Source organism: Flavobacterium sangjuense, assembly GCF_004797125.1.
In the GTDB taxonomy this organism is placed as follows: Bacteria; Bacteroidota; Bacteroidia; order Flavobacteriales; family Flavobacteriaceae; genus Flavobacterium; species Flavobacterium sangjuense.
The window spans coordinates 993,629-1,018,716 of sequence record NZ_CP038810.1; the positions used below are offsets into that span (position 1 = coordinate 993,629).

General features: G+C 35.6%; 27 protein-coding genes. 16 read left to right on the top strand and 11 right to left on the bottom strand.

All coding sequences use genetic code 11. The annotated features are described in order from the left end of the window. Positions 1-5: 5 nt before the first annotated feature. Positions 6-332 (bottom strand): hypothetical protein, encoded by a 327-nt coding sequence (locus GS03_RS04390; RefSeq protein WP_136151355.1) that lies wholly within the window; start codon positions 330-332, stop codon positions 6-8. Positions 333-334: 2 nt separating this feature from the next. Further along, positions 335-1,135 (bottom strand): DUF3108 domain-containing protein, encoded by an 801-nt coding sequence (locus tag GS03_RS04395; protein WP_246034176.1) that lies wholly within the window; start codon positions 1,133-1,135, stop codon positions 335-337. A gap of 122 nt (positions 1,136-1,257) precedes the next feature. Here GS03_RS04395 and GS03_RS04400 point away from each other — a divergent pair, with 122 nt between their 5' ends. Continuing rightward, positions 1,258-1,644: a DUF423 domain-containing protein gene (locus GS03_RS04400; RefSeq protein WP_136151356.1), complete on the top strand. Its 387-nt coding sequence runs from the start codon at positions 1,258-1,260 to the stop codon at positions 1,642-1,644. Between the two features lie 81 nt (positions 1,645-1,725). Beyond that, positions 1,726-3,351 (top strand): phosphoenolpyruvate carboxykinase (ATP), encoded by a 1,626-nt coding sequence (gene pckA, locus GS03_RS04405; protein ID WP_136151357.1) that lies wholly within the window; start codon positions 1,726-1,728, stop codon positions 3,349-3,351. 73 nt (positions 3,352-3,424) lie between these two features. On the opposite strand, the gene GS03_RS04410 is transcribed toward pckA, so the two are convergent. Together GS03_RS04410 and GS03_RS04415 are read right to left on the bottom strand one after the other, a co-directional pair. After that, entirely contained in the window at positions 3,425-4,174 is a 750-nt protein-coding gene (locus tag GS03_RS04410; protein ID WP_136153059.1) for a uroporphyrinogen-III synthase, read from the bottom strand. 10 nt (positions 4,175-4,184) lie between these two features. Then, complete coding sequence (locus tag GS03_RS04415; protein ID WP_136151358.1) at positions 4,185-4,859, bottom strand: DUF4271 domain-containing protein; 675 nt, start codon at positions 4,857-4,859, stop codon at positions 4,185-4,187. A gap of 109 nt (positions 4,860-4,968) precedes the next feature. Between GS03_RS04415 and GS03_RS04420 the strand changes: the two genes are divergently transcribed. The 3 genes from GS03_RS04420 to GS03_RS04430 are packed head-to-tail and all read left to right on the top strand — an operon-like array spanning position 4,969 to position 7,451. Beyond that, the gene (locus GS03_RS04420; protein WP_136153060.1) at positions 4,969-5,694 is read left to right on the top strand and encodes a polyprenol monophosphomannose synthase; all 726 of its coding nucleotides are present in this window, start codon (positions 4,969-4,971) and stop codon (positions 5,692-5,694) included. A gap of 1 nt (position 5,695) precedes the next feature. Beyond that, on the top strand, positions 5,696-7,036 hold the full coding sequence (locus tag GS03_RS04425) for a dihydroorotase (RefSeq protein WP_136151359.1): 1,341 nt from the start codon (positions 5,696-5,698) through the stop codon (positions 7,034-7,036). A gap of 10 nt (positions 7,037-7,046) precedes the next feature. After that, positions 7,047-7,451, top strand: coding sequence for a DUF4296 domain-containing protein (locus GS03_RS04430; RefSeq protein WP_136151360.1), 405 nt, complete (start codon positions 7,047-7,049; stop codon positions 7,449-7,451). On the opposite strand, the gene GS03_RS04435 is transcribed toward GS03_RS04430, so the two are convergent. Further along, complete coding sequence (locus tag GS03_RS04435; RefSeq protein ID WP_136151361.1) at positions 7,452-8,477, bottom strand: NAD-dependent epimerase/dehydratase family protein; 1,026 nt, start codon at positions 8,475-8,477, stop codon at positions 7,452-7,454. It abuts the gene before it with no gap. A 113-nt stretch (positions 8,478-8,590) separates the two neighbouring features. Here GS03_RS04435 and tyrS point away from each other — a divergent pair, with 113 nt between their 5' ends. After that, positions 8,591-9,892 (top strand): tyrosine--tRNA ligase, encoded by a 1,302-nt coding sequence (tyrS, locus tag GS03_RS04440; RefSeq protein WP_136151362.1) that lies wholly within the window; start codon positions 8,591-8,593, stop codon positions 9,890-9,892. Here tyrS and GS03_RS04445 read toward each other — a convergent pair. The 5 genes from GS03_RS04445 to GS03_RS04465 all read right to left on the bottom strand — a co-directional run bounded on the left by GS03_RS04445 (position 9,885) and on the right by GS03_RS04465 (position 16,660). Next, complete coding sequence (locus GS03_RS04445) at positions 9,885-10,865, bottom strand: LuxE/PaaK family acyltransferase (RefSeq protein WP_136151363.1); 981 nt, start codon at positions 10,863-10,865, stop codon at positions 9,885-9,887. The two genes, tyrS and GS03_RS04445, sit on opposite strands and share 8 nt — an antisense overlap. A 98-nt stretch (positions 10,866-10,963) precedes the next feature. Next, positions 10,964-11,959 carry a T9SS type A sorting domain-containing protein gene (locus tag GS03_RS04450; protein ID WP_136151364.1) on the bottom strand — a complete coding sequence of 332 codons (996 nt, stop codon included), beginning with the start codon at positions 11,957-11,959 and terminating at the stop codon, positions 10,964-10,966. A gap of 103 nt (positions 11,960-12,062) precedes the next feature. After that, positions 12,063-12,371, bottom strand: a complete 309-nt coding sequence (locus GS03_RS04455; protein WP_136151365.1) for a T9SS type A sorting domain-containing protein — start codon at positions 12,369-12,371, stop codon at positions 12,063-12,065. Between the two features lie 113 nt (positions 12,372-12,484). Further along, positions 12,485-13,645 (bottom strand): hypothetical protein, encoded by a 1,161-nt coding sequence (locus GS03_RS04460; RefSeq protein ID WP_136151366.1) that lies wholly within the window; start codon positions 13,643-13,645, stop codon positions 12,485-12,487. Positions 13,646-13,804: 159 nt separating this feature from the next. Next, the gene (locus GS03_RS04465; protein ID WP_246034177.1) at positions 13,805-16,660 is read right to left on the bottom strand and encodes a TonB-dependent receptor; all 2,856 of its coding nucleotides are present in this window, start codon (positions 16,658-16,660) and stop codon (positions 13,805-13,807) included. A gap of 107 nt (positions 16,661-16,767) precedes the next feature. On the opposite strand from GS03_RS04465, the gene GS03_RS04470 reads away from it, so the two are divergent. Together GS03_RS04470 and GS03_RS04475 are read left to right on the top strand one after the other, a co-directional pair. After that, positions 16,768-17,451, top strand: coding sequence for a response regulator transcription factor (locus tag GS03_RS04470; RefSeq protein ID WP_136151367.1), 684 nt, complete (start codon positions 16,768-16,770; stop codon positions 17,449-17,451). After that, the gene (locus GS03_RS04475; RefSeq protein WP_136151368.1) at positions 17,452-18,495 is read left to right on the top strand and encodes a sensor histidine kinase; all 1,044 of its coding nucleotides are present in this window, start codon (positions 17,452-17,454) and stop codon (positions 18,493-18,495) included. Here GS03_RS04475 and GS03_RS04480 read toward each other — a convergent pair. Continuing rightward, positions 18,469-19,533, bottom strand: coding sequence for a UDP-N-acetylglucosamine--N-acetylmuramyl-(pentapeptide) pyrophosphoryl-undecaprenol N-acetylglucosamine transferase (locus tag GS03_RS04480; RefSeq protein WP_136151369.1), 1,065 nt, complete (start codon positions 19,531-19,533; stop codon positions 18,469-18,471). The genes GS03_RS04475 and GS03_RS04480 overlap by 27 nt on opposite strands. 86 nt (positions 19,534-19,619) lie before the next feature. Here GS03_RS04480 and trmB point away from each other — a divergent pair, with 86 nt between their 5' ends. The 8 genes from trmB (at position 19,620) to GS03_RS04520 (ending at position 25,088) form a co-directional block, all read left to right on the top strand. After that, complete coding sequence (trmB, locus tag GS03_RS04485; RefSeq protein WP_136151370.1) at positions 19,620-20,294, top strand: tRNA (guanosine(46)-N7)-methyltransferase TrmB; 675 nt, start codon at positions 19,620-19,622, stop codon at positions 20,292-20,294. After that, positions 20,295-20,921, top strand: coding sequence for a LysE family transporter (locus GS03_RS04490; RefSeq protein WP_136151371.1), 627 nt, complete (start codon positions 20,295-20,297; stop codon positions 20,919-20,921). Further along, entirely contained in the window at positions 20,921-21,244 is a 324-nt protein-coding gene (locus GS03_RS04495) for an MGMT family protein (RefSeq protein WP_136151372.1), read from the top strand. Before GS03_RS04490 ends, GS03_RS04495 begins: the two co-directional genes overlap by 1 nt. After that, entirely contained in the window at positions 21,245-22,123 is an 879-nt protein-coding gene (locus GS03_RS04500) for a hypothetical protein (RefSeq protein ID WP_136151373.1), read from the top strand. 126 nt (positions 22,124-22,249) lie between these two features. Continuing rightward, the gene (locus GS03_RS04505) at positions 22,250-23,386 is read left to right on the top strand and encodes an Mrp/NBP35 family ATP-binding protein (protein WP_168710265.1); all 1,137 of its coding nucleotides are present in this window, start codon (positions 22,250-22,252) and stop codon (positions 23,384-23,386) included. Position 23,387: 1 nt separating this feature from the next. Beyond that, the gene (locus tag GS03_RS04510) at positions 23,388-23,627 is read left to right on the top strand and encodes a NifU family protein (protein ID WP_136151375.1); all 240 of its coding nucleotides are present in this window, start codon (positions 23,388-23,390) and stop codon (positions 23,625-23,627) included. A 69-nt stretch (positions 23,628-23,696) separates the two neighbouring features. After that, positions 23,697-24,755 carry an NAD(P)/FAD-dependent oxidoreductase gene (locus GS03_RS04515; RefSeq protein ID WP_136151376.1) on the top strand — a complete coding sequence of 353 codons (1,059 nt, stop codon included), beginning with the start codon at positions 23,697-23,699 and terminating at the stop codon, positions 24,753-24,755. Further along, complete coding sequence (locus tag GS03_RS04520; protein WP_136151377.1) at positions 24,756-25,088, top strand: 2Fe-2S iron-sulfur cluster-binding family protein; 333 nt, start codon at positions 24,756-24,758, stop codon at positions 25,086-25,088.

Genomic DNA, 25,088 nt, shown 5'->3' on the forward strand with positions numbered 1-25,088 from the left:
TGATTTTATTCCAAATCCTTTTCTAAATCTTCGAGTTCTTTTTGGGCTTCTTTCTTGGTTTCAATTTTTTCCTTTTCAAATTTGGTGTCTTTCACCACTTCGTCTTTTATCAGCAGTGTTTTCCCCAAAACAAATACAGAAGAAAGCACACATAAAATTAGTAAAAAATTAGGAAGCTTTTTTTGATTAGCCTCAGATTTTTTAAGCAATAACAAACAAAAAATCATCGCCAGACCAATTGGCAGAAAAGCAATAGTATCCATAGGCAAAGCCGAAAAAGCGATTGCCAAAATCGTGAATAGTATTCCTAAAACTAAAAATAATTTTCTCATGATTAAATCCCGGTTGCTGAGGTTAACGTTAATTGTCCCGTTCCAACAGGAATACTAAACTTTAGCAAAGCCGGAACTTTTTTGCTGTCAGCAGTAAGCCAAATTAGGTTTTTATCTTTTCCTTTTAAGGCATCGGTTTTGGCTCCAATAGACAGTTTGTAGCATTCTTTGCTGCCTAAATTTCCGGCAGAAATAGTTTCTTTACCCATAAATTTTAGGGTAACCGGAATTTGTTTTTCGTCAAAAACAATCATTAGGTTTTGTGTTTGCCCAACTTTAAATTTGGACAAATCCATGGTTCTTACTTTATACAAAAGTGAAACCACGTCTTGTGTCGAACCACCAATGGTAAAGGTTTTTTGCGATTCAGGATAGTTTCTTTTCTTAACGGTGCTGTTTACGGTATTGCCTTTAATAACATATTTTTCCTTCTTTTTATAACCGCCTTCGTCTATATTCCTTTTATACAAACTTGGTTTTAAAGTTTTCGGATTTACATAAGATTCATATATATCCCTGATTTTGAAAAACGAATCCCATTTGCTATAGGTTGACAATTCGCAACTCAAATGCAAATAGGTGTTTTTTGATGTGGTGACATTTTCGGTCGACATGGTAACTTGCGCCAATTGGGTCATCAAACCGCTCATGTTGTAGGAACCTGCAAAAACCAGTTTCTCACCTGATTTTATAGTTTGGCTGTTAGCTGCTGTAAAAGTAAAAACGAAACAAAGGATAAGAGATATCTTATTACTCATATTTTTAATATTGTTTTTTCGGTATTCGTGAATCTTCGATTTCATAATTCTAAATTGATGCTGCAAAAATAAATTTTTAAAATGGTTCAAATACCAAAAGAAACGTGAAATTTTTTTAATAGTATTCAGATAACGAATAAATTTGTGTTTTAGTATAGATTTATAAAATGGAAAGAAAAATTACAAGTGTTGCTGCTTTGATGGGAATTACAGCAATAATTTTAGGTGCATTTGGAGCCCATGCTTTAAAAAAACAATTATCGATTGAGCAACTTACCGCTTTTGAAACAGGCGTAAAATATCAAATGTATCATGCGCTTTTTTTATTGTTTTTAGGACTCAATACGTTACTCGATGAAAAAGCAAAAAAAATGGTGTTTCAATTGGTGATTTTTGGAGTAATTTTCTTTTCGGGGTCCATCTATTTATTGTCCACAAAAGCAGTAACAGGAGTTGATTTTAAATTTATTGGGATTGTCACGCCTATCGGTGGAGCCTTGTTAATACTGGCCTGGAGCATTTTGTTTTGGAAAATTTTGAAAGCAAAAAGATAATATTTTGATAAAAAAAATAGTTTGTAAAATTTAATTTTTACCTTTGTCGTCAAATTTATAATGCAACACAAACTAATTTCTATGGAGAACTACGCTCAAATTACGAAATCGATTTCGTTAGAAAAATATGGGATTAAAAATGTTCACGAAATTATTCACAATCCTTCCTTCGAAAAGTTATACAATGATGAGTTAAATCCAAATTTGGAAGGTTTTGAAAAAGGCCAGCTAACAGAACTTGGAGCGGTAAATGTTATGACAGGTGTTTTTACCGGTCGTTCGCCAAAAGATAAATACATTGTTAAAGACAGCATCACCGAAAATACCATTTGGTGGAATTCTGAAAAAGCAGTTAACGACAACAAACCCATAAACCAAAATACTTGGGAAGCGTTAAAAAATACTACTACCACGCAATTATCCGGAAAGAAATTATATGTTGTTGATGCTTTTTGTGGCGCCAATGAAAATACAAGACTGAAAGTCCGTTTCATCATGGAAGTTGCCTGGCAGGCACATTTTGTAACTAATATGTTCATTCGCCCAACGGAAGCCGAACTGGAACATTTTGGAGAGCCGGATTTTATTGTGATGAATGGTTCTAAAACTTCTTTCAAAGATTTCGCAGATTACGGATTAAATTCTGAAGTATATATAGCGTTTAATTTAACTGAGAAAATCCAAATTATAGGGGGCACTTGGTATGGCGGCGAAATGAAAAAAGGAATGTTTGCCATGATGAATTATTATTTGCCATTGCAGGGAATTGCTTCGATGCATTGTTCGGCAAATAAAGGTGAAGCCGGAGATGTTGCTGTTTTCTTTGGTCTTTCAGGAACCGGAAAAACAACATTATCTACTGATCCAAAACGAGAATTAATTGGTGACGATGAACACGGTTGGGATGACGAAGGCGTTTTCAATTTTGAAGGTGGTTGTTATGCTAAAACCATTGATTTAAGCAGAGAAAACGAACCGGATATATACAATGCTATCAAAAGAGATGCGCTATTGGAAAATGTTACGGTTGATGCTGATGGAGCCATTGATTTTAAAGACACGTCTGTAACACAAAATACAAGAGTTTCCTATCCGATTTATCACATTCATAATATTGTTAAACCGGTTTCAAAAGCAGGCCATGCGAATAAAGTAATTTTTCTTACGGCAGATGCTTTTGGAGTAATGCCACCAGTTTCAAAGTTAACACCGGAACAAACGCAATATTATTTCCTTTCCGGGTTTACGGCTAAATTAGCTGGAACAGAACGCGGAATTACCGAACCAACACCAACATTCTCTGCTTGTTTTGGAAAAGCGTTTTTGACTTTGCATCCAACAAAATATGGAGAAGAATTGGTAAAGAAAATGGAACAAAACCAAGCCAAAGCTTATATGGTTAACACAGGTTGGAATGGAACAGGAAAACGCATTTCGATAAAAGATACACGCGCCATTATTGATGCAATTCTTGATGGTTCAATTGAAAATGCAGCTACTAAAACAGTTCCGGTTTTCAATTTTGAAGTTCCAACATCTTTGCATGATGTAAATTCAGCTATTTTAGATCCAAGAGATACGTATGAAAATGCATCAGACTGGAATACAAAAGCAACGGATTTGGCATCAAAATTCATTAAAAATTTCGAACAATATACTGATAATGAACAAGGAAAAAGCTTGGTGAAAGCCGGGCCGCAATTATAATTAACCAACCTAACCAAAGAAAAAAGCCATTCCCTTAATTGAGAATGGCTTTTTTTATGATGATAATTTTGTTTTATTTTCCTTTGTTGGCGTCGGCAATATATCTTTCCAAAGCCATTGTCATCGACGGTGTTTCGGGCGTTGGTGCCAAAATATCGATACGCAATCCGTGTTCCAAAGCTTCTTTTTGAGTAGTGCTTCCAAAGACAGCAATACGTGTATTGTTTTGTTTAAAGTCAGGGAAATTCTTGAACAATGATTTAATTCCGGTTGGACTAAAAAATGCCAAAACATCATAATAAACATCTGCCAAATCAGACAAATCACTCATTACTGTTTTGTAAAAAGTCGCTTGTGTCCAATCTACTTTTAATGCATCCAACGTTTGTGGCACATCATAATTCAATTGGTCTGAAGCTGGTAAAAGAAATTTCTCTTCTTTGTATTTTTTGATTAGCGGAGACAAATCAACGAAGTCTTTTTGACCAACATAGATTTTACGTTTTCTGTAAACCACATATTTTTGCAGGTAAAAAGCAATCGCTTCCGATTGGCAAAAATATTTTAAATCTTCGGGAACTTTATAACGCATTTCTTCGGCCACTCTAAAAAAATGATCAACAGAATTTCTGCTGTTCAAAATGATTGCCGTAAAGTTATTTAGGTCTATTTTTTGAGCTCTGACATCTTTTGCGCTTACACCTTCTACATGAATAAATGATCGGAAATCAATCTTTACCTTATGCTTTTGCTGTAATTCAAAATAAGGTGAATTCTCTACTTTTGGTTCTGGCTGTGACACCAAAATTGTTTTCACTTTCAAATTGGACATTCTAATGTGCTAAATTTTTTGTAATCAAATAATATATAAAATAGTAGGGCGCTATTTCAAGTGCGCAAAGATACAAAATAAAATAAAACAACTTGCCGATGAGTAAGTTTTGATAAATCTTCAACGAAACCAGATAAGAAAACAAGTTAATTATTAAAATCACAACAATTGTGCAATAAATCAGAATATTTGATGGAGTATTGTTATAAAACAAGTAAATGTTTATTGGCAGCAAAATCAATCCGATAAAAGTTCGGTAACTAACTTTTTGCAAATTAAATTGTTCGGCAAATTCTTCAATGTTAAAAATGGTTGCCACTATCTTTTCAATCAGGAATTTTGAAAGCACAAATATTCCGAAAAAAGTAAAAATCCGAAGAAAAATTACCCAATCAGTTTTTGAAACATACCCAAAATAATTCAGCACCAATTGAATGAAAAAAGAAAACGAAATAATCTGTACAACAAACAACAATATCGTAAAACCACTCATCAAATGAGAAGTGTCTTTGTATACTTTTATGTATTTATCGGAAACCAAAATTCTTAGAAATTCGCTAAACCGGGTTTCAAATGCAGTCTTGGTAATTGCAATCAAAACAAAAGAGAAAACAAACAAATAGGTTGCCCAATCTCTAGGCTCTAAAATTCTCGGTTGTAAAACAGTTTCTATCATAATCCTGACAAAATTACTAATTTTTTATTTCTTAAAATTATTATATAATTATTAAGATAGTGCTCTGATAAAAAGTTTATTTTTGCAACGAAGTTTGACGGCACTTACTATGAATGACGGTATTGTAATTATTCCAACGTATAACGAAATTGAGAACATCGAAAGTATTATTCGGGCTGTATTTTCGTTACACAAAAAGTTTCATGTTCTAATTGTTGATGATAATTCGCCAGACAAAACGGCTGAAAAAGTAATGGAATTGCAAAGTGAATTTCAAGATAAATTATTTTTATCCGTCAGAAAGAAAAAATCAGGTTTAGGAACAGCTTATGTTCACGGATTCAAATGGGCATTGAAGCATCATTACGAATACATTTTTGAAATGGATGCCGATTTTTCACACAACCCAAATGATTTAGAAAAACTATATGAAGCCTGTCATTTTAATGGTGCAGATTTAGCCATTGGCTCACGTTATGTTACAGGAGTAAATGTGGTGAATTGGCCTTTGAGCAGAGTATTGCTTTCTTATTTTGCTTCGGTTTATGTACGAATGATTACAGGTATGAAAATCATGGACGCGACCGCCGGATTTATTTGTTACCATCGAGAAGTATTGGAAAAAATAAATTTAGATAGAATAAAATTTATTGGTTACGCATTTCAAATTGAAATGAAATACAGGGCTTTCGCCAAAAATTTTAATATACAGGAAGTTCCGGTCATCTTTACCGACAGAACTAAAGGGCAATCCAAAATGAGCGGTTCTATTATTAAGGAAGCTATTTTTGGGGTTATTTCCCTAAGACTTAAGAAGTTTTTAAATCGATTATAGCATGAATACCGTTTTAATTAAGAATGCCAAAATTGTAAACGAAGGAACCATTTTTGAAGGCGATGTTTTGATTGAAAACGAATTTATTGTTGAAATCGCTGAAAGCATTAGCCCAAAACTTTCCAGTTGTAAAATCATTGATGCCGAAGGAAGTTATCTTATTCCCGGAGCTATTGATGATCAGGTTCATTTTCGTGAACCGGGTTTGACTCACAAAGGCGATATAGCTTCTGAAAGTCGCGCCGCTGTTGCCGGCGGAATCACTTCTTTTATTGAACAGCCCAACACTGTTCCGAATGCGGTCACTCAGGAAATTTTAGAAGAAAAATATCAAATCGCCGCCAAAACATCTTATGCCAATTATTCGTTTATGATGGGCGGAACGAACGATAATTTAGAAGAAATTTTAAAAACAAACCCAAAAAACGTTGCCGGAATTAAATTATTTCTGGGTTCATCAACTGGAAATATGTTGGTTGATAATCAGGAAACTTTGGAGAAAATATTTTCTTCTACAAAGATGCTTATTGCGGTGCATTGCGAAGATGAAACGACCATTAAAAATAATTTAGAACGATACAAACTACAATTTGGTGAAGACATTCCGATTGAATTCCATCATCAAATCAGAAGCGCGGAAGCCTGTTATATTTCTTCTTCCAAAGCAATTGAGCTAGCCAAAAAAACAGGTGCAAGATTGCATATTTTTCATCTTTCTACAGCGAAAGAAATGGAGCTGTTTACCAATAAAATTCCGTTGGAAGAAAAGCAAATCACCGCTGAAGTTTGTGTGCACCATCTTTGGTTTTCGGATGAAGATTATAAAACAAAAGGCAATTTCATCAAGTGGAATCCTGCTATAAAAACCGCTGACGACAGAACGGCTTTGTGGGAAGCATTGCTTGATGACAGAATTGATGTTATAGCAACAGATCATGCACCTCATACATTGGAAGAAAAGCAGCAGTCGTATTTAAAAGCACCATCGGGCGGACCTTTAGTGCAACATGCTGTGGTGGCCATGTTTGAAGCCAATCATCAGGGAAAGATTTCTGTAGAAAAGATTGTAGAAAAAATGTGTCACAATCCGGCAAAGATTTTTAAAATCGAAAAGCGAGGTTTTATCAAAGAAGGATTTTATGCCGATTTGGTTATTGTGAATCCGAGTTTGCCATGGAATGTCAAGAAAGAAAATATACTGGCCAAATGCGGTTGGTCGCCATTTGATGGTTATAATTTTAAATCAAGAATTACGCATACCTTTGTGAATGGCGAATTGGTTTACCACAATTTTAAAGTAAAAGATATTCCTGTTGGAAAGCGTTTGCTTTTTGACAGATAAAAATTTTAATATGAAGAGAAGTATTCTTTTAGGTTTGATAGTGCTGCTTTTTGGTTGTAACAGCAATTCGGTTGAAAAGCCTGAAAACCTTATTGACAAAGACAAAATGGTTGCTATTTTATATGATATATCCTTATTGGAAGCAATCAAATCACAAAATATCAATGGTGGTCTGACTGCGAAAATGGGCAACGATTATATTTATAAAAAGTATAAAATCGATAGCATTCAATTTGCAAAAAGCAATAAATATTATGCTTCCGATATAGAGGAATACAAAAAAATAATTGAAAAGGTTAAAGAAAAACTGAGTGCAGAAACAGTAAAAGTTGAAGCCGAAATGAGGAAAAATGGCCAGGCTGTTCCGCCAAATCCAAACAGTACTTTAAATTCGGATACGCCGCAAGTACAATAATTACTTCTGCAGAGAAAAAATTTCTTCAATCACTTTATCAATGCTTTGGAATTCAAAATTCAAAGCATTTTTTATTTTATGGCTATCGTATTTGTCTACCGTATGAATAGTTGTTGCGGCATGTTTTGACAGTTTTCTTTTGGTTCTGAAAAAAGTATTCATAAACCAATCTATTCGCCATAAAATAGCTGTCATCCATGGTTTTGCATAGAAAGTAGGTTTGGGTTTAGCTCCGCTCCGTTCGGCTCCGCCTCGGGTGTTTAGATTTTGAGCAATAGTATTGATTATTTTTTGATAACTCATACTCTCGGAAACAAGACAAAAACGTTCACCAACAATGGTACTTTTCATCAGTTGAATCATAGCTGAAACCACATCTTTTACACCAACATATCCTGTTTCACCTAGCGTGTAGAAATTTAGTCCGTTTTTGACTTTAGTAAAAATTTCACCACTTCCTTCATCCCAAATAGTTGCGCCTAAAATCACGCCTGGATTTACCATTACAATTTGTAAACCTTCTTGTTGTGCTCGCCAAACTTCCATTTCTGCGCCGTATTTTGAAATGGCATAATCGCTGTGATAGGCTTCAGGATTCCATTCGGTTTCTTCGTCAATTGGAATTTCGCTTGACGCAACATTTCCAAAAGCGGCTATAGAGCTTACTTGACATAGTTTTTTGATTTGGTATGCGAGGCAGAAATTAACAATATTGGCAGTTCCTTCTATGTTTATTTTGCGCAGTTTTTCTTCATCATCCGGGTCAAATGAAATTAAACCCGCGCAATGATACACATAATCAATATTCTGAAAAGCAACTTCTAACGAAGGAATATCAGTAATATCGGCAGCAACCCAATCAATTTTGGGGAATAAATGTTCCTTTTGATATAACTTAAAAAGCGACTTTGTTTTTTCGATAGAGTTAGGGTGTCTGTAGATTGCCCGAATTGAATCTTCATTTTCAACCAAATGAAGAAGCAAATGTGCTCCGACTAAACCTGTTCCGCCTGTTACTAATATCATAATGCGAATTTACAAATTACGAATTACGAATTACGAATTATTGATGCCAAATAACCGAATAACCGAATAACCAAATCAACAATTATTTTATCTTTGCGCAAATTGATTTTAAAATGAAGAATCTTGTCGAAGAATTAAAATGGCGTGGACTTTACCACGACAGCATGCCCGGAACCGAAGAACAATTGCTTAAGGAAGCCACGACCGCTTATATTGGTTTTGATCCGACAGCTGATTCGTTGCATATTGGAAGCATGGTGCAAATCATTTTACTCTTGCATTTGAAAAATTTTGGACACAAACCAATTGCTTTGGTTGGTGGTGCGACTGGAATGATTGGTGATCCTTCAGGAAAATCGGATGAGCGTAATTTGCTTACGGAAGACCAATTGGCGAAGAATGTTGCCGGAATCAAAAGTGTTCTTTCAAGATTTTTGGATTTTAATGAGACTGGAGCAAATGCGCCGGTTATGGTGAACAACTACGATTGGATGAAGTCATTTTCGTTTATCGATTTTGCACGTGAAGTTGGAAAACGAATCACTGTTAATTATATGATGGCGAAAGATTCGGTAAAGAAACGTTTGTCGGGAGAAGCCGGTGACGGAATGTCGTTTACGGAGTTTACCTACCAACTGATTCAGGGTTACGATTTTTATCATTTGCACAAGCATTACAATTGCGTGTTGCAAATGGGCGGTTCTGACCAATGGGGAAATATCACGACAGGAACGGAATTGGTTCGCAGAATGAACCCGAATACAGAAGCAAAAGCTTTTGCTTTGACTACACCTTTAATTACGAAAGCCGATGGTTCTAAATTTGGAAAATCAGAAGGCGGAAACATTTGGCTTGATGCCGATAAAACTTCGGTTTATAAGTTCTACCAATTTTGGTTAAACACTTCGGATGAAGATTCGGAGAAATACATAAAGATTTTCACTTTTTTAGATAAAAATGTTATTGATACTTTGATTGCTGAACATAAAGAAGCGGCGCATTTGCGAGTATTGCAAAGGAAACTAGCTGAAGAAGTTACGATTTTAGTTCATGGAAAAGCAGAATTAGAAAAAGCGATTCAGGCTTCGAATATTTTGTTTGGAAATGCTACGGCTGACGATTTGAAACAATTGGATGAAGCTACTTTTTTGGAGGTTTTTGATGGTGTTCCGCAAGCGGAAATTTCAAAAGATGTTATTTCTAACGGAATCAATATTGTTGATGTGTTGAATGAGAAATCAGGATTTTTGAAATCAAATGGTGAAGCGAGACGCGCTTTGGCAGAGAATTCGATTTCGGTAAATAAGGAAAAAGTTACTGAAGAATTTCAGTTGACTACAAAAGATTTGATTAACAATCAGTTTGTTTTACTACAACGCGGAAAGAAAAATTATTTTGTGATTAGGGTTAGATAACCATCAAGTTGCAACCACGAATATCAGAATTATCAAAACGTCCCAATACTTCGAACGAATTATTGGGATATTTTTTGCCCAAATCCTGAGTGGCAATAAACGAGCACGAATTGATATTGGCCAAATCAATTATGTTTATTCCGCCGGTCTTTCCATAATCTACATAAGTCAGCGCGTCTTCGGTATCACGAATTTGGATTTGCATCCAAGCGGGACATTCGAAAATTCCGTCACCTAAAGAATACGCTTGTGATAAAAGCTCAGTCATTCCATATTCGGAATGAATATTTTGAACTCCAAAACCATGACACAGAATTTCATGTAATTCTTCGCGTATCATTTCTTTGCGTTTGCCTTTCATGCCACCGGTTTCCATAATTATGGTGTTTTTTAATTGGAAACTTTGTTTCTCAATCAAATCTAATAAAGCATATGTAACTCCGATTAGAATTACATTTTGACCTGAATCATCTAACTCAATAAGCTTTGTAATTAGTTCGTCATAATTATGCAAATAAAAGCCGCTGTGCTCATTGTTTGAAAGTTCAATCAAATCCTTTGCCATATAAATTAGAGACGAGCCAGAGCGCTCCAAATAGGATGGAAGCAAAGCTAAAACCGCATAATCTTCAATGTTTCCATAAAATTCTGAAAAGGCATTTCGATAACTTTGTTCGTATAGCGAAACATCGGTAACTAAATGTTTGCTGGTAATCATTCCGGTAGTTCCACTACTGGTAAATGTTTCCTGAACAGTGTCCGTATTCGAAACCACATTATGATTCTTAAAAAATTGAATAGGTAGAAATGGAATTTGCTGTAGCGATTTTACGGACTGTTTATCCACTTTCAGAAAATCGCAAAACTCCTGATAGACTAAGTTGTTTTCGTATTGAAAACGAAAAACCTTTAGTGCTATTTTTTCAAATTGCTTTTGAGAGGAAATGGTAAATATGTCTTGTGAATCTATCAAATTATAAAGGTTCTGAAACTAGTTCAGAACGATGCAAAAGTAATGAAAATAAAAAAGCCCTAACTTTCGTTAGAGCTTTTAAGTATATTGAATAGTAATTATCTAATAACTAATTTTCTTGAAGCAGTTTTTCCTTCTTCAGTAATTTTAACGATGTAAACACCAGCATTTAGTGAACTTACGTTAACTGTAGTGTCATTAGTAGAAGTGCTTAAAACTTTTTTACCTAATACATCATAAACAGCAACAGTTTTTTGAGCATTAGCAGAAGTTTCAATAAACAATGTTCCGTTAGTAACCGGGTTTGGATATACTCTTAAACCAGTGATAGCGTTTTGGTTAGTTCTTAATATATCTGAAGTTACATAAGCCCAAGTTGAACCTAATCTAATTTCGTCTATATCGATATTACCAGTTCCTGCAGCTGCAGTTCCAGCTTGTCTGATTGCAATACTCGCAAATTGAGCAGGTGCAGCAGTTGTTCCTGTTGCATTTGTTACAGTAGCAGCTGTTTCAGTTCCACCAATTGCAGGGTTTACCCATAAACTTGCAGTATTAGTTCCGAAATCAAATTTCACAACAATAAAATGAGTTGTAGTTATTGCTAAATCTCCTGCATATGTTGGGGTTGCAGTTCCACCAGCACCATTTAAAATTCCTAAATTAAAAGTCCCAGCAGCAGAACCATTTCTGATGTATACTCTTCCATTGAAACCAGTAACACCTGTAGCTCCGGCAGTAGTAGCAAACATTAGAAAATAATTACCAACTGTATCGGTATTTAATGCTAATCCATCAGCATTTGGTAAATTAATTAAAGCTGAATAATAAGCTACACCAGTTAATGGTGCTGCAGAAGCAAGGTTAACATCTTCAGTGTTACCTGCGATAATTTGTGTTCTGTTACCTTGAGAAGTCATTCCAGAGTAAGTAAGTGAACCGGCAGTAATAGTTTGTTGACCTGGAATTGCTCCACTATGCGTTACCCAACCGTTAGCATTTAACGAACCTGTCCCCATAAATGGATCAGAAGCCTGAGCAAGTGAAAGAGATATTGTCAATATAGACAATGATAGAGTGTAAAGTTTTTTCATCTTTTATAAATTTATTAGCTTACAAATATAAGGACAAATTTTATTTATAAAAATAAAGAATGTAAAAAAATGATTAAAAAACGATTAATTTTCAGAAAGGCAACTATCTGACAATTAGTTTTCTGGTGGCAGTAGTTTCGCCTTCAGTAATTTTGATGATATAAACACCAGGTGGAATAGAAGCAATATTTAACTCGCGGGATGATACAGTAGTTTGTAAAACTTTTTTTCCCAATACATCAAATATTGAAATATCTTTATCCAAAGAAGTTTTTGAAGTAATATATATTTTACCATTACTCACAGGATTTGGATAAAATCCTAAAGATTCGCTAGGCTGTTTTCCTTCTTGGGCAAAGCCTGCAAGAGAAAACATTAGGAATGCGATTATTATAAAGTAATTTTTTTTCATGACTTCAATTTGGTTACAACAAATATATAAAATTTATTTCAAATAGTGTACCAAAAAAAATCCCTTAATCCGAGTTAATGGATTAAAGGATTTTTTAAACATTTTTTAGTTTTTTATGGAACTAAGTTTGTCCCATTAACGGTTGTCCATATTCCTGTAGATATACTAGCTCCTGTAGCACTATCACTTGTAATATATTGTCCGGTTGGAAATGAAACGCTCAGACTTCCGGCACCTAAGTACTGAGAAGTTCCGTCATTAATTTTCACCGCATTAATTTTTATTTTATTTCCGTTAACCTGATCGGTATTAGTTGCTGCGTCTTGAATTCTAACACTAGTTGAATTAGCCGTAGTATATCCGGAGATTACGATATTTGAAAAATCACCATTACCTTGTTTTTTGAATTGGATGGCATCATATTCAGCTGCTGAAGATCCGCCTTCTGTTACAGTTCCTGCAGCTCTGATTAAAGTAATGTTTGAAATTACCGGCCAAAAAGCGTTATTGTTATTTGAAGCTTCGATTTCCATTCCGAAATTACCTGTTCCTGTTTGATATGCATACCAGTTAGAATTGTTTTGACCTTTCCATCCATCTTGCCAGTCGAAAGAATCGTCATAATTTCCATAAGAAATCAAATTTGTAGCGCTAACAGTTCCACCGTAGAACTCATAACCATCATCAGCACCTTTGTAAGAAACTAAATGGTCTAAAGTAGTTCCGGATCCAACAGAATAGAATGAAAAACCATTCATTTCACTTGTACCATCAGTAATCTTTTTACCAGCGTATTCAACTCTTACATAACGTAAAGTTCCGCCGTTGTGTGTTGGATTTGTTCCACCATATGATAGATTTAATCCATCTTCAGAGGTTTTTACAGTCACACCACCAGCACCATTGATAGGAGCATCTCCATAAATGATAATTCCACCCCAAGAACCCGGAGTAGCTGAAGGTTCTGTCAATACAATTGGTTGAGCAGCTGTTCCGTTCATGATTAATTTTCCGCCATTTTTAACTACGATAGCATCCACGCCATTAGCAGCATTAGCTGTGATAGTCGAACCTGCATCAAAAGTTACTGTAACGCCGTTTTCAATTGTTACGATTCCGTTTAAGGTATAATTACCAAAAGCATATGTTTTATTAGTAGTTATTGCTCCCGTTAATTCTCCTTCTACCGGTAGAATAGTTCCTTCATCATCATCAGATGAACAGCCAACAAATAATGTTGATAAAATAGCAAGACTTAAGAATAAATTTTTCATGTTTAATTGTGTTTTAAATTGTTTTGACAAAACTAATTCGAGTGTGTTTTTTAAACGTTTGCTTATCATTATATAAAAGTTATCGCTTAATTATTTAATTGTAAAATCAATGTTTCTTAATTATAAACAAAAGAGCTCCTAAGAGCTCTTTTTATTTTTTTAGAATGTGTAAGATAGACTTGTTGAGAATCCGACACCTCTTTTGTAGCTTTCCAAAAGGAGTGAAGATTCGTCTATACTAATCTTGCTTTTGTCACCTAATTCTCTTTTGTAAGTTGGGTTCAAAATATTGTCAATGGAGAACTTAATGTCCCATTTTTTATTGATATTACTTCCCCAGACAAAATCCAGTTTGTGAAACGGTTTTTCATAAATATGATCGTTACCTGCAACACCAACTGCATAAATTCTTTCGCCATAAACATTGTATACCAATGAAGCTGTGTTTTTCCATTTTGGATTTAAAAGGAATTCATATTTCAAATCGGAATTAACCAACCAACCTGATGCACCTTGTAGTTTCCTTTTTTCAAAAGTGTCAAAATAGCCAACACGATTTTTGTTAACTCTGGCTTCAGTAATCATCAATGAAGTATTGGTTCCAAATGAAAAACCTTCAAGATTTTTGTTTAAACGACTTAATTGCAGAAGGAATTCGAATTCAGCACCAAAAAGTGTAGCGCTTTTATTGTTGAAATAGGTTATGGTTTGACCGCTTCCTGTAGCACTTGCCTGAACGGTTCTTTCTATCGGATTGTCTATGTATTTAGTGAATAATGTAGCGGCAAATAATTCGTTTTTGGTTGGAAAAAATTCAAATTTCAAATCAATATTGTAATTTTCACTGTTCTCAATATCAGAATTACCTCTTTCGGTTGTACCATCAGCGTTGATTAAGTTGATATCCAAACTTTCAAAAAGCACCGGTTTGGTGTAGGTTTTTGAGGCAGCTAAACGAAGATTACTTTTGTCATTAAGAACATACTTAACATTGACAGAAGGTAAAATGTATAAATTCTCAGTGGTCTTTTTTCTGTATGGATTGTTGATTGGATCTACGATCGATTTGTATTTGTATTCACGTAAAGTATTCTCGGCTCTAAGACCAAGGTTTAACTCCAGTTTTTCAGAAAAATGATATAGAAATTTAGTGTATAAAGCATCGGCTCTTTGCAATACTTTGGTTTTCCATTCGGCAGAAGATTGTTCTGTAAATGAAAGAAAGTTGGCAGCTATATCATCCTGAATTGCTTGGTCAATTTCATTTACAACCACATTATATGGCGTCGCACCAGAATTTGGCACACCAAAAGTAAATCGGAATTTTGACACCATGTATTCGGCAAAACCATTATATCCAAACGAGAATTTGTGCTTTCTGTCTTCATTTTCCCCGAATTTATAGTTGTATTCTAAATTACCGGACATATGGTAATTGTTGTCGATGTTGAAAAACTGACGCAATAAGTTGTTACTTCCGTATTGGGTGTTGATTTCAGTTTCGCTGATTTTTGTTCCGGTGATAAATTTTCTATCCGGTTGACTGTATTTGGTTCGGGTGAAAGACAAACCACCTTTTACTGAATGCTTGTCGTCACTTGTTATTTTGTAATTTCCAAAAAATTGATTGGCAAAATAATCCGATTGCTCGTATTGGTTTAATCGAATAAATTCATTCGGATTGTCTACAGCAGTTCTGGTGTAACCAACTTGGTCTTGTATAAGATTTTCAGTTGACTTTAAGTACAAGGTGTTGTATAGTAATTTGAAACGGTCAGTTTTGTACTGTAAACCAACCAATACAGAAGATTGTGTCTGAAATTTGAATTCCTCTTTTACAAGATTATTATCGTAAATACCTTGACCTTGTGAAAATGTTCTGTCAACTCCTTTTCGTATTTGATAACTGTTGTCAAAATTAGTTGCGAATGTATAGATCAATTTATTTTTTTCCTTACCCAAATAAAATTTTCCTGTATGACTAAGACCGAAACTAGTGTTTAAAGGTGCCGTAGTTTTTTTAACATTCCAACTCGATTTATAGTCGTTATCAATTCTCCCGTTGGGAATAGCACCATAACCAGCAGGCAATTGACGTTCTTGTCCGCCAAAACCAAAAAAGCTTTTGGTGTTATCTGCATCAGTAGAAAGTAAAAAATCACTACCGTTATTATTAGTTGTATAACCTACGCCATAGCTTAACTTGGTCTGACTTTCCTGAGTTTGACTCGTAATAACATCAATAGTGGCACCGGCAAAATCACCATAAATATCAGGATTGAAGGTTTTATAAACATCCATATAACCAACCACATCTGTTGGAAACTGATCTAACGGAATTATTTTTTTGAATGGGCTGTTAGACGGAACTGCCAATCCATTAATTAGCAAACTATTATAACGATCTTCCAATCCTCGGATGAATAAACCTTTTGATTCTACTTTGGTAATTCCTGAGATTTTGGTCAACCCTTCTTCAACAGTTGAAACCCCTTTTCTCGACATTTCCTGAGCACCAATACTTTGTTTGATTTCTACTGCTTTTTTCTGTTCCAATAACAAAGCAGTTTCTTTTTCACGGCTTGCAGTGTTTTGAATTACCACATCTTTCAATTGATAACTTCCCGAACCAAGTGCTTTGTTAAGGGTTATGGTTTCTCCGGCTTTCACTTCAATTTTTTCTTCTATAGTTTCATAACCCAAAAAGCTAAATTGAATGGTATAACTTCCGGCATCAACACTAATCGTATATTTCCCGGTTTCATCTGTAGTTACCCCGATGGTGGTTCCTTTTAACACCACATTGGCAAAAGGAAGCGTTTCATTATTTAAATCTTTATCCGTTAATGTTCCTGTAATAGTTCCTTTATTTTGTGCAAAACCCAGAACAGTTATAAGTAAAAAAGTAACAATTAATTTAAATTTCATTTCAGTTGTGTTTAATTTTGGTGCAAAGAAACCACCGCAATGTAAAGGTCGTGTTACTCCATTATTACCATTTTGTTCTTTAAGCATTACCAAATTGTTAACATATTAAATTACGGTTAACTCCCGTTTCATTTATCAATTCATTTTGTATTATCTTTACATTTACATCCACAAAAACAATTGTGTCAACATATATGAAAAAGAAAGACATTAAGATTTTACTGGTAGATGATGAGCAGGATATCCTAGAGATTGTAGGATATAATCTTTCTCAGGAAGGTTATCAAATTGTAACCGCTACCAACGGGAAAGAGGCAATAACCAAAGCCAAAAAAGAGTTGCCACAACTCATCATTATGGATGTGATGATGCCCGAAATGGATGGAATGGAAGCCTGCGAAAACATTCGAAAACTACCTGAATTAAGTAATGTCATCATTACTTTTTTAACGGCACGAAGCGAAGATTATTCACAAGTTGCCGGATTTGAAGCCGGTGCGGATGATTATATCACCAAACCAATCAAACCAAAATTATTGGTAAGCAAAGTCAAAGCCTTACTTCGTCGTTTAAAAAGTGACGAGCACACTTCAGAAACACTCAATGTTGGCGGCATCGAAATCAACAGAGAAGAATATAAAATCATCAAAGAAGGAAAAGAAATTGTATTGCCACGAAAAGAGTTTGAATTGTTTTATCTTTTGGCTTCCAAACCGGGAAAAGTATTCAAACGCGAAGAAATTCTGGATAAAGTCTGGGGCAATGAAGTCATCGTTGGCGGAAGAACTATCGATGTTCACATTAGAAAACTTCGCGAAAAAATTGGTGAAGATTTATTCAAAACCATCAAAGGTGTTGGCTATAAATTAGAAGTGTAAATGAAAATAAATTTCAAGAAAACCTATACGTTTGCTTTAATTTCAACGTCGTATATCACTGCTTTTTCTACAGGTTTTCTTGCTATTTTGTTATGGTTCTTTAATGAATTTTCTTTGCCAATTGTACTCGTTTTTGCAGTTTCAATAGCACTTTTCTCCTTTTTTGTTATCCAATATCGTGTTGAGCGATTTATTTATCGAAGAGTAAAAAAAATCTACGATGATGTGTCGCTTTTAGAATCTACATCTTTCCGAAATCAGCCTATCACAACTGATATGGAAACTTTGACCAAGCAGGTTAAAAAGTTTGCCACCGATAAAAAACTCGAAATCGAAACTTTAAAAGTGCGTGAAGAATACCGAAGAGAATTTCTTGGTAATGTTTCGCATGAACTTAAAACGCCATTGTTTACAGTACAAGGTTACTTGTCCACCTTGCTTGATGGCGCAATGGATGACAAAAAAATACGCAAGAAATATTTGGAGAGAGCCGAAAAAGGAGTAGAAAGATTGGTCTATATTGTTGAAGATTTAGATATGATATCCAAACTCGAAATGGGCGATGTAAACCTTGAATTGAAGAAGTTTAACATTGTTGATTTAGTGCAGAGTGTTTTCGATTTGCTCGAAATGACGGCAGACAAAAAGAACATCATTCTCATGTTTGACAGGAAGTACAACAAGGCAATAAACGTTTTTGCCGATCAGGAAAAAATTCAACAAGTGCTTTCAAATCTGATAATGAATTCAATAAAATACGGAAAAGAAAACGGCACGACTGAAGTCACCATTGAAGATTTGGTTAACGAAAAAATAATCGTCCGCGTCCGCGATAATGGTGAAGGAATTGAAAAGCAATACATTCCCAGATTGTTCGAACGATTTTTCAGAGTGGACAAAAGCGGTGCAAGAAGCGAAGGCGGTTCCGGTCTCGGACTTTCAATTGTAAAGCATATTATTGAAGCACACGGCGAAAAAATCTATGTGGAGAGCGAATTCAGGAAAGGTTCTGAATTTTCATTCACGCTCGAAAAGCACCAATAATTGTTTCCAGTCGATTTCCTTTTTAAGTTGCGGCAAACCTCCGTATAAGGTAACTTCCAGTAAATTTTCTATTATAAAATCATCTTGTTTCGCATAAGGAATAAAGCCATTTCGCTTTAATCTTTTTGCCAGATATTCTTGCTCAAATTGTCCCGGCGTTGGTATAAAAAAAGCCCTCTTCTGCAGCTTTGCCAAATCCATAACTGTAGTATAACCCGAACGACAAAGTACCGTTTCACTTTCGTTAAAAGCGGTTTCGATTTCTGAAGAAGTCATAAAATTGTAATACGTCACATTTCCGTCTTGGGTTGTTTTTTGTACAGATTCAATTTTTCCTTTGATGAAAAGTACTTTTCCGTCAAATGATTGAATTTCCTTGATGAGTTTTTCTTCCAAAAAAGTCCGCTGTGGTTCCGGTCCGGAAAGCATAACCATCAAATCGTATTTAATTGGCAAATCCTTTTTCTCCAATCGGCTCAACGGACCAAGATATTTCAGATTTAGCGAACTGTTTTTTAAATGTCCAAGTTTTCCGGTCAGGTTAGGGTTTTCTTTTATATCCGGAATCCAGCATTCTGTAAATTTTTTGATAAAATGTTGGTGCAGTTTGCTCGAAATCCAGGTCGTTTTTCCCGACAAAACATTCAGTTGATGTGTCATAAAAACACTTGGAATCTTTTTGCTGTAAACGCCCAAACGATTGTCGGAAATAATGCCTTGGATATCATATTCGGTAATCCATTTTTTGACCAGTTTTTTTTCGGCAAAAATCGCTTCGATCATTTTTGGACTGTTCTTAATCAGTTTCCATTTGAAATCGGCGCCATTTTTGGCATACTCAATTTCATAAGAAGGCAATTCCAACGATTGTAAATGCGGAAATTCCTTTTGAAGCAGCTGCAAAGCCACGCCATCGGAAGCCAAAATTGGTGTAAAACCATTTTTCTCTAACTCACGAATAATCGGAATACAGCGTGTAGCGTGACCTAAACCCCAATTTAGCGGAGCAACTAGAATATTTTTTTTCGAATTTTCCAAGTAGTGAAATTACGGTTTTAACATTGCAAAGTAAAAAAGATTTTGAATAGTTTATATTTCCTTAATTTTACCAAAAAATTAAGTTTGTGGGAAGTAAGAATAAATTAAAGCGGTTTAAGGAAAATGAAACTTTTGAAAACGTTTTTCAACCAACAAGAGAAGAAGTTGTAGGTGGAGATTTTGCATTAAAAGGAAAATGGAATCAGGATTTTTTCAAAAATGACAATCCAATAATTATTGAACTGGGTTGTGGCAAAGGCGAGTATTCTGTTGGCTTGGCCGAACGTTATCCTGATAAAAACTTTGTCGGAATCGATATAAAAGGTGCCCGTTTTTGGCGCGGCGCTAAAACAGCTGTTGATGGCGGAATGCGCAATGTGGCTTTTGTCCGAACACAAATTGAGTTAATCAATTTTATTTTTGCCGAAAATGAAGTAGATGAAATCTGGATTACTTTCCCCGATCCGCAAATCAAATACAAACGCACCAAACACCGAATGACTAATTCGGAATTTTTGCAGTTGTACAAGAGAATCCTGAAACCTGACGGAGTAGTAAACCTTAAAACAGATAGCGAATTCATGCACGGTTATACGCTTGGATTGTTGCATGGCGAAGGTCACGAAGTATTGTATGCCAACCATAATGTGTACAAAAATGAAGGTGCCCCTGAAGCGGTGACAGCGATTCAGACATTTTACGAAAATCAATATTTGGAAATCAACAAGGCAATTACGTATATTCGTTTCAAAATCAAATAAATGCAGTTTTTTTTACCACTTGTTTTAGGGTTTTGCATTGCTTTTCTGGCGGTTATTCTTCCGGGTTTAATCAATATGACAGCAGCAAAAATCAGTACGCAGGAAGGTAAAAATGAAGCTTTAAGTTTTGCTGTTGGCGCAGCGGTAATCATATTTTTTCAAACTTTTATCGCGGTATTATTTGCCCGATTTATCAGCGTTCATCAGGAAATTGTTTCCACACTTCAGGAAATTGGCATTTTTGTTTTTACATTGCTAAGTATCTATTTTTTCTGGATTGCCAAAAAACCAAAGAAAATCAAAACAGACAGCACAGTCAAAGGAAAATCGAACCGTTTCTTTTTGGGAATGCTGTTATCAACTTTGAATTTATTACCCATTCCATTCTATGTTTTTGCGAGCATGAGTTTGTCAGCCTCGGGCTATTTTAGTTTTGATAAAATTCCGGTTTCATCTTTTGTGATTGGCGTTGTCTGTGGCTCGTTTACTGTTTTTTACATCTACATCGTAGCCTTTAAAAAAATTGAAAAGAAGACTGAATTCCTGATGCGAAACATCAATACTATCATCGGCTCGGTAACTACTTTTATGGCTGTTGTGACACTTTTAAAATTGCTGTATAACTAATGGAAGCTAATTTTTTTGAACGGGTTTATGCCATCGCACGCCAAATTCCGGAAGGTAAAGTAACTTCTTATGGTGCTATTGCCAAAGCTTTAGGAACAGCACGCTCTGCGCGAATGGTTGGCTGGGCAATGAATGCATCGCACAATATGGAAGACGTCCCGGCGCATCGAGTGGTCAACAGAAAAGGCTTGCTATCGGGAAAACATCATTTTGACGGAACCAATTTGATGCAGCAATTATTAGAAAACGAGGGCATCAAAGTAATCGATAATCAAATCGTTGATTTTGAAAAGCATTTTTGGCAGCCAGAAATCACTAAATAAATGAAAAAGCTTTTCGCCATATTCTTTATTCTGTTGTTTTCTTTTTGTTCTAAAAAGGAAAGCCACTCTCAATATCCAAATATTATCGGACCGGATATTGAAAACCCTGTTCAGGTGAATACTAAAACCATGCTGCATATGTGCATGGATAACGGTTATAGGGATTTGGCATATAATATCAGCACTGATACTGCTGCTTTGCTTAAGCGTGAGAATAATATTCCGGAAAATTACCTCACGACAATGAAGTTTGAAACAATACTTCCGCGCTATGATTTCAGGATTATAATCGATACTTCCTATACAATTTCAGGGAAAGGATTTGAATACAAGAGCATTCCAATTCCGGATGATTTTTGGATGCGCAATGGTTTAATAAAAGGGAAAGCACCAACAAGCGACCAGATAAAAAGATCAAGCGAAATAATAAACAGCTTTTACGATAATATCTTCAAGCTTCCGAAAACCTTTGTAGAATGCTATCCATTGCTTATTTACAACAATAGTAAAAAGACAGCTTACACTTATCACATCAAATTGATACAGGAAGCAAAAGACATTGATGGCAAATGGAAGCCAATCGAATTTTTTTCAGATGCACCATCGTGCTTGCCAAGCCCATTCTTTCATAAACATTTGCCTCAGAAATATAATGTCGTATCAATCATAAAATACCATGGAAACTTTAAGACAAAGCTTCGTGTAAAGGTAAAAATGGGGAAACACATTTATTATTCAAACGAGATTGTTGGGCAAATCAATAGGACACAGTTTGATAGGTCTTATGCCAAAAATACCATTATTTGGACATGGCGCAATGGAAGTAGCTATCTGATTGATGAATATTTGTCCCTTGTCTTTTTGAAAGACCAACAATAATTGGCCATAAAAGATAATTATCAAAGCATAAAAACTTTTCTCTTTTCGCTTTTTCCTTTTAACTATTTTCAACCTATCTTTGCAATCTATATTCAGTTTAAATAAAAGTAACTGAAGCGATTAATTATGAAATTAGACAGAAAAGAAATCCTTTCAGCATTGGAAACAATAACCATTGCCGGCGAAGGAAAAAATATGGTTGAAAGCGGTGCGGTAAAAAACGTACTGACTTTTGGCAACGAAGTGGTGGTTGAATTAGTCATTGCAACACCTGCGATGCACATTAAAAAACGTGCAGAAGACGATATTAAAAAGTTAATCCACGAAAAATTTTCACCTGACGCTGTGGTGAAAGTGAATATCAAAGTGGAAGCGCCAACTCAAAATCCGAACGAAATCAAAGGAAAAGCAATTCCGGGAATCAGCAGTATCATTGCTGTAGCTTCAGGAAAAGGCGGTGTTGGTAAATCAACGGTAACGGCAAATTTAGCAGTGACTTTAGCCAAAATGGGTTTCAAAGTCGGGGTTTTAGATGCTGATATTTACGGGCCAAGTATGCCAATCATGTTTGATGTGGAAAATGAAAAACCAATTTCGGTTGAGGTTGACGGCAAATCAAAAATGAAACCTGTAGAAAGCTATGAGATAAAAATTCTTTCAATAGGATTCTTTACGGCGCCAAGCCAGGCTGTTATTTGGCGTGGACCAATGGCATCCAAAGCTTTAAACCAAATGATATTTGACGCTGACTGGGGACAATTGGATTTCATGCTAATCGATTTACCACCGGGAACAGGCGATATTCATTTGTCAATCATGCAATCGTTGCCAATTACAGGAGCTGTTGTTGTGAGTACACCACAAGCCGTTGCTTTGGCTGATGCCAAAAAAGGAGTTTCGATGTTTTTATCAGACAGCATCAACGTTCCGGTTTTGGGAATCATAGAAAATATGGCCTACTTCACTCCTGAAGAATTGCCAAATAATAAATATTACATCTTCGGAAAAGAAGGAGCCAAAAACCTGGCTGAAGATTTACAAGTGCCTTTTTTAGGTGAAGTTCCGTTAGTGCAAAGCATACGCGAAGCCGGAGATTATGGTCGCCCTGCAGCCTTGCAAACCGCATCGGTAATCGAAAGAGTTTTTGAAGAAATTACAAGAAATGTGGTTCAGGAAACGGTAAACAGAAACGAAAGTTTACCACCAACAGAAGCAATCAAAATAACAACTATGGCTGGTTGCTCAGCCGTTAAAGGGAAATAAGATGAACACAGAAGAATTAACCTTAAACATCGAAAAGGCGTTAGACGAAATCAGACCATTTCTGAATTCAGATGGTGGTGATATCAAATTGGTTTCTATCGAAGATGAAAAACACGTAAAAGTGCGTCTCGAAGGAGCATGCACTGGATGTAGTTTGAGCATGAGCACGATGAAAGCCGGAGTGGAAACTACTATTAAAAAGTACGCACCGCAAATAGAAACAGTTGTAAATATCGCGTAGTTTATGATAAAAATCATGAGTTATGACTTTGCAATTTTGCAACTTTGCGACTCTGCAACTTAAAGAAAAATGATCGAAACAGATATACTAATAATCGGAGCCGGACCAACAGGACTTTTTGCTGTTTTTGAAGCGGGATTATTAAAACTTAAATGCCATCTTATTGACGCTTTGCCACAAATTGGCGGGCAGCTTTCCGAATTATATCCAAAAAAACCCATCTATGATATTCCGGGTTTCCCTGAAGTTTTAGCCGGAGATTTGGTTTCCAATTTAATGGAACAAATTAAACAATTCCAACCTGGATTTACATTAGGAGAAACAGCCGAAACTATTGAGAAGTTAGAAGACGGAACTTTCATCGTTATCACTAATAAAGGGACAAAACATCACGCCAAAGCGGTTGCTATTGCTGGTGGATTGGGAACTTTTGAGCCAAGAAAACCTATTCTTAAGGATTTAGAATTCTACGAACAAAACGATAGAGGTGTAGATTATTTTATAAAAGATCCGGAAAAATACAGAGACAAAAATGTTGTGATTTCAGGTGGTGGCGATTCGGCGCTGGATTGGAGTATTTTCCTTTCTAATGTGGCAGCTTCCGTGACTTTGGTTCACCGAAGAAATGAATTTCGTGGCGCTTTAGACTCAGTAGAAAAAGTGCAGGAATTGAAAGATTCAGGAAAAATCAAATTAGTAACACCAGCCGAAGTTATTGGTTTCAAAGGTTCGGAACGGATTGAATCGGTTGACATTGAAATCAACGGAGCTCGTATGAATGTGGTTACGGACTATTTTATTCCGCTTTTTGGATTAACACCAAAGCTTGGCGCAATAGCGAATTGGGGTTTAGAAATAGAAAAAAATGCTATTAAAGTAAACAATGCTTTAGATTATCAAACCAACATCGATGGGATTTATGCCATTGGCGATGTGAATACGTATCCAGGAAAATTAAAGCTTATTTTGTGTGGTTTCCACGAGGCGACCTTAATGTGCCAAAGTGTATACAACCGAATTAATCCAGGAAAAAAATATGTGTTGAAATACACTACTGTTTCCGGAGTTGATGGTTTTGACGGAACACGAAAGGAAGCTGAAAAAGCTGTAGTAAAATCGATAGACTAAATGTCACAAGACGTAACCATAAAAATTACCGACCGTAATGGTGTGACTCACGAAGTGCAGGCACCAACAGATATGAACATGAATATCATGGAACTTATTCGTGCCTATGAACTTGCCGAAGAAGGAACTATTGGTATTTGTGGTGGTATGGCAATGTGTGCCTCGTGTCAGTGTTATGTTTTGAATGAAGTTATTTCATTGGAAAGAAATCCCGATGAAGAAGCCATGCTTTGGGAAGCGTATCACGTCAAAGAAAACAGCCGCTTGGGTTGTCAAATACCAATAACAGAAGCCATAGATGGATTGGAAATAGAAATTGCTCCTGAGCAATAA